General features: G+C 54.4%; 11 protein-coding genes. 2 read left to right on the top strand and 9 right to left on the bottom strand.

Annotation, left to right across the window (positions count from 1 at the left end):
* Positions 1–51: 51 nt before the first annotated feature.
* Positions 52–1,065, bottom strand: a complete 1,014-nt coding sequence (locus RC74_RS13970) for a sugar ABC transporter substrate-binding protein (protein ID WP_039000430.1) — start codon at positions 1,063–1,065, stop codon at positions 52–54.
* Between the two features lie 197 nt (positions 1,066–1,262).
* Between RC74_RS13970 and RC74_RS13965 the strand changes: the two genes are divergently transcribed.
* Entirely contained in the window at positions 1,263–2,462 is a 1,200-nt protein-coding gene (locus RC74_RS13965; protein ID WP_039000449.1) for an ROK family transcriptional regulator, read from the top strand.
* Between the two features lie 34 nt (positions 2,463–2,496).
* Here RC74_RS13965 and RC74_RS13960 read toward each other — a convergent pair whose 3' ends face one another.
* From RC74_RS13960 to RC74_RS13925, 8 genes are all read right to left on the bottom strand, one after another.
* Entirely contained in the window at positions 2,497–2,949 is a 453-nt protein-coding gene (locus RC74_RS13960; protein ID WP_039000429.1) for a CoxG family protein, read from the bottom strand.
* A 145-nt stretch (positions 2,950–3,094) separates the two neighbouring features.
* Complete coding sequence (locus tag RC74_RS13955; protein ID WP_039000428.1) at positions 3,095–3,898, bottom strand: XdhC family protein; 804 nt, start codon at positions 3,896–3,898, stop codon at positions 3,095–3,097.
* Complete coding sequence (locus RC74_RS13950; RefSeq protein ID WP_039000427.1) at positions 3,889–5,070, bottom strand: vWA domain-containing protein; 1,182 nt, start codon at positions 5,068–5,070, stop codon at positions 3,889–3,891. Before RC74_RS13950 ends, RC74_RS13955 begins: the two co-directional genes overlap by 10 nt.
* Entirely contained in the window at positions 5,067–5,945 is an 879-nt protein-coding gene (locus RC74_RS13945; protein ID WP_039000447.1) for an AAA family ATPase, read from the bottom strand. Before RC74_RS13945 ends, RC74_RS13950 begins: the two co-directional genes overlap by 4 nt.
* A 43-nt stretch (positions 5,946–5,988) precedes the next feature.
* Complete coding sequence (locus RC74_RS13940) at positions 5,989–8,409, bottom strand: aerobic carbon-monoxide dehydrogenase large subunit (RefSeq protein WP_039000426.1); 2,421 nt, start codon at positions 8,407–8,409, stop codon at positions 5,989–5,991.
* Positions 8,406–8,897, bottom strand: coding sequence for a (2Fe-2S)-binding protein (locus RC74_RS13935; protein ID WP_039000424.1), 492 nt, complete (start codon positions 8,895–8,897; stop codon positions 8,406–8,408). Before RC74_RS13935 ends, RC74_RS13940 begins: the two co-directional genes overlap by 4 nt.
* A 9-nt stretch (positions 8,898–8,906) precedes the next feature.
* Positions 8,907–9,761 carry an FAD binding domain-containing protein gene (locus RC74_RS13930; RefSeq protein WP_039000423.1) on the bottom strand — a complete coding sequence of 285 codons (855 nt, stop codon included), beginning with the start codon at positions 9,759–9,761 and terminating at the stop codon, positions 8,907–8,909.
* Between the two features lie 128 nt (positions 9,762–9,889).
* A complete protein-coding gene (locus RC74_RS13925; RefSeq protein WP_039000422.1) occupies positions 9,890–10,981 on the bottom strand; it encodes an MHYT domain-containing protein in 1,092 nt (363 codons plus the stop codon).
* Between the two features lie 311 nt (positions 10,982–11,292).
* On the opposite strand from RC74_RS13925, the gene cls reads away from it, so the two are divergent.
* On the top strand, positions 11,293–12,723 hold the full coding sequence (cls, locus tag RC74_RS13920; protein ID WP_082802429.1) for a cardiolipin synthase: 1,431 nt from the start codon (positions 11,293–11,295) through the stop codon (positions 12,721–12,723).
* The last annotated feature ends 68 nt before the right edge of the window (positions 12,724–12,791 follow it).

Raw genomic sequence — 12,791 nt, 5'->3', positions numbered from 1 at the left:
GCGGGCCTTGGCACGCCCCTTTCACAGACTGAAGGTTTTATGGTCTAAAGATCAACCCCAGCAGAGGTCCGTGCCAGCTGCGGTATCGATTGACTCAACACCCTCGACGGCCTGATCCGTTACCAAAGCAACACCCGTGTCATAGAAGTCTTTACCCGGTGTCAACGCAGGTTTTGTTCCGTCTTTGGCCCAGTTGTTGATGGCTTCAACACCCAAAGCCGCCATGCGCAGCGGGTACTGTTGCGACGTCGCACCGATCACGCCATCTGCCACATTGGCAACACCGGGGCAGCCGCCATCGACCGAAACGATCAAGACATCATTTTCGCGACCAAAGGCTTTAAGCGCTTCATAGGCACCTGCGGCAGCGGGTTCGTTGATTGTGTAAACCACATTGATCATTGGGTCTTTTGCGAGAAGGTTTTCCATGGCTTTGCGGCCGCCCTCTTCGTTGCCCGCAGTGACGTCATTGCCAATAATGCGTGGGTCGGTTTCATCGCCCCATTTGTTTGGGTCGCCCAAATCAATACCAAAGCCTTGAAGGAAACCTTGGTCGCGCAACACGCCAACCGAAGGCTGGCTTACAGCGAGGTCCAACATTCCGATTTTAGCGCTTGCCGCTTCTGCGCCAAGCTTGGCGGCGGCCCATTTGCCAATCAACTCACCGGCCAGAAAATTGTCGGTCGCAAAAGTTGCGTCCGCCGCATCAATCGGCTCAAGCGGTGTATCCAGAGCAATCACAACAAGGCCCGCGTCCCGCGCTTGCGTCACTGCAGTTACAATAGAAGACGTGTCGGAAGCCGTAATGAGGATACCTTTGGCACCGTCAGCAATACATGTTTCGATCGCCGCAACTTGGCTCTCGTGATCGCCATCAACACGACCTGCGTAGGACTTAAGCGTCATGCCCAACTCGGCAGCTTTTGCCTCGGCACCTTCACGCATTTTCACGAAAAACGGGTTCGTGTCGGTTTTGGTAATCAAGCAAGCGCTTACGTCTTGCGCATAAGCACCGCCAGCGGTTGCAGCGACGGTAAGTGCTGTACACATCAATAGTTTTTTCATGGTCTTCCTCCCAAAAAGATCAACGGATTTATCAATGAAGTGGGCTCCTCCCCCTCCAAAACTGCGCCGTTTGAATTCGCAAGTTCCCCTTAAGGAAGCCTGATTCCCCCAAAGCTGTCAATAAATAAATAAACTTTATTTATTAATGAAAGAATGCCATCTTCCTTCCTAGAAAGGAGCGCGCTATGGTCAACGGTATGGACGGGAGCAAAATCAGAGGCTTAAGTGGCGGCGTGAATCAGAGCGGGGTTCGTAATCATAACGAACGCCTATTGCTCTCCATGCTTCAACGTCACGGCGCGATGCCGGGCATTGATCTTGCGCGCCACTCTGGTCTTTCCCCGCAAACGGTATCCGTGATCCTGCGAAAGCTCGAAAAAGACGGCCTCTTGCGACGTGGTGACCCAATTCGCGGCAAGGTGGGCAAACCCTCCATGCCTATGGCTTTAAATCCAGATGGCGTGTTCTCGTTTGGCCTCAAAATAGGCCGTCGCAGCGCGGATTTGGTGCTGATTGATTTTATGGGTGTTATCCGCCACGAGCTCAATAAAACATACTCCTACCCGATACCCGACACCGTCTTTGAGTTCCTCCAAGAGGGGCTTGATACGATCGCATCCAGAATGTCCGAGGGAGACCGCCGTCGCCTCTGTGGAATTGGAATTGCAGCACCATTTGAGCTGTGGAAATGGCATGATTTGGTGGGGGCGCCCTCGGAGGAATTTCAGGCCTGGCAGCACATCAATATCGCCCAGGAAGTTACCCGATTTAGTGACCTCCCCGTGTCGATTGTTAACGACGCTACAGCCGCCTGTCGTGCGGAGCACCTTTTTGGCCGCGGAAATGAATTTCGCGATTACGCGCATTTTTTCATCGGGTCGTTTGCGGGGGGTGGCATAGTTTTGAACAACACGGTTTTTGAAGGAAATCAGGGGAACGCGGGCGCGCTGGGATCTCTTCGCAGTACAGGTCCGCTCGGCGAGAGCCGCCAACTTGTCGACGTCGCGTCTCTGCATTTACTCGAAGGGCGCCTCATTGAAGCCGGCCTCAACCCAGAGGTTTTGTGGCGTCACCCGCAAGATTGGTCCACCCTCACACGTTACGTCGACCCATGGATTGGGGAAACCGCCCAAGAACTCGCCAAGGCCGCCCTTTCGGTGTGTTCGGTGATCGATTTTGAAGCCATTTTGATTGACGGCTCCTTCCCCGAAGATGTCCGCACCGAACTCGTTGAACGTGTACAACGCTATCTCGTGAACCAAGACACGCGTGGCTTGATCCCCCCGCAAATTGTGCAAGGCCATGTCGGAGAAAAAGCACGTAGTATCGGGGCCGCCAGCACCCCGATTTTCAATCTTTTCCTCCTCAACACCAACGCGGGTTTATCGGCGAACTAAACACATCCGGCGGGGTATTTGGGCGATGGGTTGCTTAAACCGCTTGTTTCTCGTCCACAACCTCCGCAAAGCGCGTAAAGAATTTTCCCGCCAGTTTCTTGGCTGTGCTGGTCATAAGACGGCTGCCCAATTGAGCGATTTTTCCACCAATATCCGCTTTGGCCGTGTATTTCAGAAGGGTATTCTCTCCGTCTGCCTCAAGGATGACATCGGCACCGCCCTTGGCAAAGCCCGCGACGCCGCCGTTGCCGTTGCCCGTAAGCGAAAACTGATGCGGTGCGCCCGAAGTGTCCAAGACTACATTGCCTAAAAATCGCGCTTTGACGGGCCCTACTTTCAACACAACTTTGGCTTCAAGCTCGGTGTCCGAATGCTTGATGAGTTCTTCGCATCCTGGGATGCACTCTTCAAGGATTTTAGGATCGTTCAGGGCAGCATAGACAACGGACACAGGAGCGTTGATAAGGATTTCGTCGTTTAATTCCAAGGGAGTATTCCTTTAGCAGCAGGGAAATTTGATACCGGCAAGAAGCTCGGTCTGTGAGGGTGTTAGGTTGGGAAAAATGCGCCTAAAGAGCGTTGTTACGAGGCGCGTTTCGACGATTTTGGGCTCTATTTCCAAAATCTGTGGTTCAACAATTGACGTCATCGGGGTCTCCTTTTGCACGCTGCAATTCGCGGCGTTTAAGCACAACTTCAGATAGGATCGAAAGGGCAATTTCATCAGGCGTGATCGCTCCAATATTGAGACCCGCAGGCGACTTAATTTGATCCAAAGCCACCTGTGACACGCCAGACGCGATAAGGCGGGTAACAAGGGTTTCAAATTTGCGGCGGCTCCCAACAAAGGCCGCAAATTTTGGCGCAGCTTTGATTGTGGCACGCAGCGCGGCCTCGTCCCCATTGCCTTGCGTTGCGATGACAACATATAGCAGCCCCGAAGTGGGCGCGTCAAAATCATGTTTACCGTCCACAGAATGCGACACCGAAAAATCAAACCGCTCCGCAAGGGCAACGAGCTCTTTTGCCACCGGACCTTCACCAAAAACAATCAACTCGGGTTGCGGCAACACGGGTTCCACAAAAATGTCCATCGACCCTTTGGACGGGCAGCCATTGCGGGCAAATTGAACGCCTTCGCGCGTTTCGCCCGCGCTCAAACCTTCTGCCGCAAGGATTTCCTCGGGCCGCAACGAAATAAACTGCGTGCAGCCCTCCGACAAGGCGGCCTTCGCTGCATTCCTTACCGCGGAACGAATACAGCCGCCGCCAACCCAGCCATCGGTGATGGTGCCATCAGCCAAGATAATCGCCTTGGAACCGGGTTTGGCCGATGTCGCGTTGACGGTGCGCACGACCGTGGCAATGGCAAAAGGCTGCCCCTGCGCGCGCAAATCTGATGCGCGATTTTCAAACGAATGACTGCTTATACCCATGCCAGTTCCCCCTCTAATTTCGCCAAACTCTCAAGCGTATTGGCCGCCGCAAACATATCCAAATACGGCAAGGCGGCCGCCATTCCTGCGGCAACAGGCGCGTAATCTTTCCACCCCTTCAGGGGGTTAAGCCAAATAATCTTGCATCCGCGTTTCTTGATATCCTTCAGGGCCTGCGCAAGGGCGGCGGGCGGGTCGGTGTCGTATCCATCCGAAAGAATGATCACCACGCTGCGGCCCGAAACAAACCGTCGCGCATAGGTGCGCGCGAACAAATCAAGGTTCGTCCCAATCTTGGACCCGCCGCCAAACCCATCCGCCAGCAGCGTCAATCGGTTAAGCGCGCGCAACGGATCATCGTCGCGCAAGGCCCCCGTGATCCGCGCAAGGCGCGTGTGAAACAGATAGGCATCGGCCGTCGAATCCGTGCGGATCAGACCCGCCAAAAAGGATAGGAAAACACGAGAATAAACCGTCATTGAACCAGAGACATCACAAAGAGCGGTGATTTGAACGGGGCGTTCGGGGCGGCGGCGGCGGGGCAAGCGGATGGGTTCGCCACCCGTCGACAAACTTTGCCGGACCACTTTGCGAAAATCGAGCTGTGCCCCTTTGCGTGCGGCAATCCGACGCCGAGACCGACGGTCGCGCATCGCGTCCGCCATCCGGCGGGCCACCAACGCCGCGTCCTGTATGTCTTGGGGTGAAACCAACTCGCGCATGTCTTTTTTCATCATGTTCTGAACGCCACTCGCAACAAGGCGGCCTTCGCCATCGGATTCGGCATCGCCCTGCCCCGTGTCTGGACTGTCGATTTCGCCAGTCCCCGCACTTTGTTGGCCAGTGTCTTCCTGATTGGTCCTCGTGTGTTTGGCGACATTATTATTCGGACTTTTCACCACTTTGCTGCGGATACGCCCCTCGTTGCGCCAATAGGCGTCAAACAGCATCTGAAAGCGTTTTGCGTCATCTTCGCAAGCCGCGCAGACCGATTTGAGCGCCAGAAACACCTCCGTCATATCAACGGCTTTGATATGCGTAAGGGCTTCAACCGCCGTTTGCGTTTCCGAAACGCCCAAGGCAAATCCGTGCTCTCGCAAATGGGCCACAAACCCGAGGATGCGCGCGGAGGCTCCTGGATCGCGGCCTGAAAAACGCGTGACTTTGGTCATGCTGCTTTCCCCGCGAGACGTTGGGCCACTTCGATGGGAATATTCGCGCGGTCACTTTGCGTTTTGAGCAATGTCACCAATGTCGCGCGCAAAATCTGCAGATTCTCATTAAGATCATTGATCCCTAATCCGGTCAGCGCAGCAGCAAAATCCAACATTTCCGCGACGCCGGGGGTCTTTTCCAGCTCTTCTTTGCGTAAAGCCTGCACAAATCCAACAATTTGCGCCGCAAGCTTACCATCAATATCGGGGCACCTCGCCGCCAGAATTGCCAGTTCCGTTGCACGGTCTGGATACTCAACATAGGCGTAAATACACCGCCGCCGCAGCGCATCGGACAGGTCGCGTGTACCGTTTGATGTGAGGATCACATAAGGGCGCGATTTTGCAGTCAGCGTGCCAAGTTCCGGCACAGATATCTGAAAATCTGAGAGCACCTCCATCAAATAGGCTTCGAATTCTTGATCTGCACGGTCAATTTCGTCGATCAACAGCACAGGGGATTTATCCTGACGGATGGCTTGCAACAGCGGACGTTCCAAAAGGAACTCCTCCGAGAAAATCCTCTCTTCCACGGCCTTGCCTGTTTTGCCATCCTCCGCTGCTGCGCGGATTGCCAGCAATTGCCGCTGGTAATTCCATTCATAAATTGCGTGGCCCGCATCCAGCCCCTCATAACATTGCAACCGAATTAGCTTTGTGTCCAAGGCCGCAGCCAAGGTGCGTGCGACTTCGGTTTTGCCAACGCCCGCAGCGCCTTCAAGCAACAAAGGGCGGCCAAGTTTTAGCGATATATGCAACGCCATAGCCAGATCAGAGGACGCAATGTACCCCCGCTCTGCAAGCTGCAATTTGAGTGTTGTCCAATCTGACATAATCGGTTCGTCGGGCGACACGCAGTCGCCCGACACTCCTTTTCTAGCTGTGCAAGCCAAGATCATTGGCGATTTTCCAAATGCGCCATTGATCGTGCGGCATGTGCGACTGTTTCAAGCCAAAGGGCCGGAAAGCATCATGGACCGCGTTTGAAAACGCTGGAACGCCACCCACATTGGGGCTTTCTCCTACACCTTTTGCACCGATCGGGTGATGCGGGCTTGGGGTTTCGGTGAAGTCGGTTTCATAGGTTGGTGTTTCCCATGAGGTCGGCAGGAAGAAGTCCATCAACGTGCCCGTTTTGACATTGCCGATTTCGTCATAAGCAAGCTCTTGGCCCATCGCGATGGCATAGGCTTCTGTCGCGCCGCCATGCACTTGGCCTTCGATGATCATCGGGTTGATACGCGTTCCGCAATCATCCAACGCATAGAACCTGCGCACTTCATGCGTGCCCGTGTCGACGTCGATTTCCATCACACAGATATACGCGCCGAACGGATAGGTCATGTTGGGCGGATCATAATAGCTGACCGCCTCCAACCCTGGCTCAAGCCCTGGGATCGCCTGATTATAGGAAGCATAAGCGATTTCCGTCATGGTTTTGAACTGCTCTGGCGCGCCTTTGACGATGAAGCGATCAACGTCCCATTCCAAATCGCCGTCGTGAACCTCCAACAGATAAGCCGCGGTCATCTGTGCTTTGGCTCGAATTTTGCGACCCGCCATCGCGGCAGCAGCGCCCGCAACCGGAGTTGAACGCGATCCATAGGTTCCAAGACCATACGGTGCCGTATCGGTATCGCCTTCCTCAATCGTGATGCTGTCGGCGGAAATACCAATCTCGCTCGCTAGAATTTGAGCGAAGGTTGTGGCATGGCCCTGCCCTTGTGAAATCGTTCCCAAACGCGCAATTGCCGACCCTGTTGGGTGAATGCGAATTTCGCAACTGTCAAACATACCCATTCCAAGGATGTCACAGTTTTTCACCGGTCCTGCGCCAACAATCTCAGTGAAATGGCTCAGGCCAATGCCCAGAAGTTTCCGCGTTTCGCCGCGCTTAAACGCTTCGACACGCTCGGCTTGCTCAACGCGCAAAGCGTCATAGTCGACAGCTTTGAGCGCCTTTTCCCATGCTGTATGATAGTCGCCGGAGTCATATTCCCAGCCCAATGCGGATTGATACGGGAACTGATCTTTCTTGATGAAGTTCTTGGCGCGCAATTCAGCAGCATCCATGCCCAACTTAATCGCGAGGACTTCGATCATTCGCTCGATGAAGTAGGCCGCTTCCGTAACGCGGAAGGAACAACGATACGAAACGCCGCCCGGTGCTTTGTTGGTATAAACGCCATCAACGCCGAGGTAGGCCACGGGAATATCATAGGATCCCGTGCAAATGCTCATAAAGCCCGCTGGGAATTTGGTCGGATCGGCGCAGGCGTCAAAAGCGCCGTGGTCGGCGGTCACTTGGCAATGAAGGCCTGTGATTTTGCCGTCTTTGGTAGCGCTAATTTTGCCTTTCATCCAATAGTCACGCGCAAAGGCGGTGGCCATAAGATTGTCCATCCGATCTTCGATCCATTTCACAGGGCGGCCCGTGACAATGGAGGCCACGATGGAGCAAACATAGCCGGGATAAACGCCAACTTTATTGCCAAAACCACCGCCAATATCGGGTGAAACTACGCGGATGTTGTGCTCTTCGATCCCAGACAGAAGCGACGCTACCGTCCGCACCACATGAGGCGCTTGGAAGGTGCCCCAAAGGGTGAGTTTGCCGTTGACCTTGTCCATCGACGCGACACAACCGCATGTTTCCAACGGGCAAGGATGCGTGCGATGATAATACACGGTTTCTTCGGCGACGACGTCAGCATCGGCCATAACCTCGTCGGTCGCCGCCTCGTCACCAACTTCCCACAGGAAGATATGATTGTGGTGTTTGCGCGCACCATGCGCACCACTTGTTTGGCCGGCAAGATCTTCGCGCAGCACGGGCGCATCTGGCTCGAGCGCCTTGAACGGGTCCGTTACAACAGGCAGCTCTTCATACTCGACTTCAACTAGATCGATGGCATCGGCGTTGATATAGCGGTCGTCAGCGACCACAAAGGCAACCTCTTGCCCCTGAAACAGAACCTTGCCATCGGCCAGAACCATCTGCTTGTCACCGGCCAGTGTCGGCATCCAATGCAGGCCTAACGGCTCCAAATCTTTGGCCGTCAGCACAGCGACCACACCGGGCAATGCCATTGCGGCATCGATGTTGATCGACTTGATCCGCGCATGTGCATAAGGCGAGCGCACGAAGTCGCCAAACAGCATTCCGGGCATCTTGATGTCATCGACATAGTTGCCTTTGCCTTGAGTGAAACGCACGTCTTCAACGCGTTTACGCGAATGGCCGAGACCTTTAAGTTTCGTCGCACGCTCTACGCTTGTGGGGGTTTGATCATTCATTCTGCCGCCTCCTTGGCTGCGTTCATTTCTGAGGCTGCCGCCATGATTGATTTGACGATATTTTGATATCCGGTACAGCGGCACAAATTCCCAGCCATGCCAAAGCGCACGTCTTCTTCGGTGGGAGTGGGATTCTCCTGAAGCAAGCGGTGCGCACGGGTAATCATACCCGGGGTACAAAATCCACACTGAAGCCCGTGGTGCTCCCGAAAGGCATTTTGCAGAACGTTCATTTCACCAAGCGGTGAAAGGCCTTCGATTGTTGTCACTTCGGCACCATTGGCTTGGGCCGCGAAAACCGTACAGGATTTGACGGACTTGCCATCCATTTCAACGGTGCAGGCCCCGCAATGCGACGTTTCGCATCCGATATGGGGGCCAGTGACATTCAGTTTTTCCCGCAACACATGGATCAGGAGTTCGCGTGGCTCAACCAGCAGCTCTTCTGCCTTGCCATTTACGGTAAGTTTCAAATGCATTTTGCTCATGTTTTTCTCCTACGCAGCGGCGATGGCGCGGGTGATCGCGCGCGTGATGACGATGGAGGCCACGTGCATTTTAAACGCAACTGGGCCACGATTATCTTCGGTGGGGTCAATATCGGCCAGCGCATTGGCGACAGCGTTTTTGATATCGTCCGTGCTGCATTTGGTGCCAACAAGTGAGGCACTCGCCGCCTCGGACCAGATCGGAGTGTCGGAAAGATTGGTCATGGCAATGGAGGCTGCGGTACATTTGCCGCCATCCATTGAAACAAGCACCGCACAGGCCGCCGTCGCATAGTCGCCGATCTTGCGCTTTTGCTTCTCATAAGCATACCCGCCGCTTGTGGGATCAAAGCTGACCGAAACAAGGATTTCATCGTCTTCGCAGGCTGTCACATAGGCGGCCTCATAAAAATCACGGGCCTTCACCTCGCGCGTCCCGTCTGGCCCCGCCAACGTAAATGTCGCGTCCAAGCATTGCATGATGCCCGGCATGTCATTCGCTGGATCGCCATTGGCCACGTTTCCGCCTATCGTGCCACAATAGCGCACTTGTGGGTCGGCGATTTGCAGCGCAGCCTCGCGCAAAATGGGCGCAGCCTTGGCCAGCGCGGCGTCTGCGATTATGGAGTGCTGCGTAACCATAGCCCCAATGGAAATCTTGCCCCCGTCAACGTTAATCGCCTTCAATTCGGCGATATCTTGCAGGTCAACAAGGTGAGTCACGGCCGCCATTCGCAGCTTCATCATCGGGATCAAACTGTGCCCCCCCGCAAGAACCCGTGCCTCATCCCCTTGTTCGTGTAAAATTCCGACCGCTGATTTTACATCGGCGGGGCGGTGATACTCAAATGCTGATGGTATCATTGTCGACCTCCCTAATTGTCTAAACTGATTGGGGAAAGTCTGTGCCTAAAGCGGCGAGGTCCACGCATTTGACGCACCGCTTGGGTCGAAAAATTCACGAAATGCGAATAAGCTGCGCGAGTTGCGATCTAGATGAGGCCAAACGCCGTTCGGACTTCGGCCATCCGCGAGCGGCTGACGGGGACGGCCCCCAAGGCGGGGCTGCCCGCGAACAAACAAACGCCTGAGTCCTTTTTACGCTCAAAGCTCGTGACGTGTTCAGGGTTAATCAGGTAGCTGCGATGGCAGCGAATAAAGCTCCCCTCAAGCAGTCGACTCTCCGCTTCGGTGATCGACCATGGACAGAATAATTTATCGCTCCCCGTATAGATAATACTATAGTGGCCCTCGGCACGCAGGGCCGCGATTTCGGCAGGGCGAATGAACTGAACATGCCCATCTTTTTGATAGGGCACCGAGGTTGTGGGAGAGGCCGGTTTTCCTTGTTCAACCAACGGCACCGTTGCCGTAGGAGCGGGAATAAAGGTCACCCCGAGCAACAAAAAACCACCGCAGATAAAAAACGCAATAAGCGTGACGATCAAGGCCAGCGTTTCGTTGTCGATGAGGGCCGCCAACGACCCGACATTATCCACTTCCAAGTAGTTCGTTCCAGCCATCGCCAAAAAATGCACCGCGCAAACGGCGGTCCCAAAGGTGAGCGTTCCCAAAATGATACTGCGGTGCGTGCGTTCGCCGTAAGCGATTGCAAAGGTTCCAATGCCAAGCACCACCGACGACGCGACCGCGAGCAAGACACCAAACGGAGTATAAACCGCCGTACACAGCTGCATTCCCGACATCCCGATGTAATGCATCGCCGAAATCCCCAATCCGGCAATCGTTCCCGCCAAGATAATGCTCAAACGTGTTCGTTTGCGAAAATGCATAACTAACAAAGCGATACCGACCACAAGAATCGCCGTCAGCGCCGAAATCAAGGTTGTGAGAGCATCGTAATAAAACAGGATCGGCAATTGCAGCCCAAGCATGGCCACAAAATGCATGGCCCAAATACCGCCCCCCAAGGCCACCGAGGCCATCGCAATCCGCTGTTTACGCTGATTTTCAGGCAAAAGAGAGACGCCACGCGTCAACGCCAACCCCGTAAAACTCGCCATAAGGGACACAGCGACGGCGGCAAAGACAAACAGATAGTTATGTGAATAGTCTAAAAACACTCCGTCTCCTCCCGCGGCGCGAAATGTACAATTTGTGCTCATTGCTCGTCTATCGACAGTGACCTTGTCAAGGTTCAACACCGCCGGAGACTTCACGCCCCAGAGGTTCACCGTTGCCAACTTTGGTTCTATGCTCTGGCCTCCTGCCTTGAGGGGCCTGGTAATCTTGCTGTGTGGCAGCGACAACCCACGCCCATATTTTCATTTGGGATCAACGCCAAAATGACCTTTCTTCTTCGCCTGTTCCTGCCCTATGTTAATCCAAAGACCTCTTTTATATTTTTCCTTTTCCAGCTCAACAGGTGGCCCTTTTGCTCATTGCTCTCTCTGGTTTCCTCATTGTCGCGCTATGTGTCGTTCGAATTCTTCTGCGCCCAAACCGCGATCCCGCCGCGCGGGCTGCGTGGATTGCGACGGTCCTTGCGATACCGTTTGTCGGCGTGGCCGCCTATATTATGCTGGGCGAAACCAGCATCGGGCGCAAACGCCTCAAACGCATGAAGGACGTAAAAGCGACCTTGGAAAGCGCCCCCGACCCTGAGGGCGGCAGCCTTGCCATGTCCCAACCCAAAATTAAGGACGTGCATCTGCCGCTCTTTAATGTCGGGACATCGATCAGTGGGTTTGCGCCCGTTGGTGGAAACTCCGCGCGCCTTATGGACAATTCCAATGCGGCGATCGACGCGATGGTTGCCGATGTGGACGCCGCCCAAGACCACGTTCACCTCATTTTCTACATCTGGGTGCCCGATCGCAACGGTACAAAAATGGCAGAGGCCCTCAAACGCGCCGCCGCCCGAGGCGTGACCTGTCGCGCAATGGTCGACGACATCGGATCGCGCAGCATGGTGAAATCCGACCTCTGGAAAGAGATGGCCGCAGCAGGCGTGAATACGGCCGTCGCCCTTAAAGTGGGCAACCCAATCGCGCGTATTTTTGACGGTCGCATTGACTTGCGAAATCACCGGAAAATCCTCGTTATCGACAATAAAATCACCTATTGCGGCAGCCAAAATTGCGCCGACCCTGAATTTGTTCAGAAGGCAAAATTTGCGCCGTGGGTGGATGCCGTTATGCGCTTTGAAGGGCCGATTGTGCGCCAAAACCAACGCGTTTTTGTCGGCGACTGGATGGAAAGCAACAAAGAGGATATCACAAGCGTTTTGAGCCACCCGTATCCCGACTATGCTGAAGGTTTCCCCGCTCAAGTGGTTACTTCGGGCCCCACGTCGCGAGCCTCCGCGATGCCGGAAATGTTTGTGACCCTGATCTATTCGGCCACGCGCGAACTTTTCATCACCACGCCCTATTACGTGCCCGTCGACGCGTTACAGGCTGCGATTTGTGCCGCGGGCAACCGTGGTGTCAAGACGACCATCATTTTTCCAGCCCACAACGATGATTTCGCTGTTGGCGCATCGAGTCGCAGCTATTACGCGGACCTGTTGGCGGCTGGCGTTACGATTTACGAATATGAAGCGGGACTTCTGCACACAAAATCAATGACCGTTGACGATGAAATCACCTTCATTGGGTCTGCGAATATGGATCGCCGCAGCTTTGATCTCAACTATGAGAATAACATCCTTCTTCAAGACCACGACATGACCAAAGCAATGCGCGCGCGGCAAGAAGACTACTTAAAAGAGTGTCGCTTGGTCACAATCGAGGAAGTCGAGAATTGGAAATGGTGGCAACGTCTCTGGAACAATGCGCTCTCGATTGTTGGGCCACTTTTATAGGGGGCGTCGTTTAGACCCGCATTAAAACTCAGGTGAAACAGGCCGCACTTCTTATAATGAATGCGGCC

Source organism: Falsihalocynthiibacter arcticus (genome assembly GCF_000812665.2).
GTDB lineage: Bacteria > Pseudomonadota > Alphaproteobacteria > Rhodobacterales > Rhodobacteraceae > Falsihalocynthiibacter > Falsihalocynthiibacter arcticus.
This window is presented reverse-complemented; position numbering and strand designations above follow the sequence as displayed.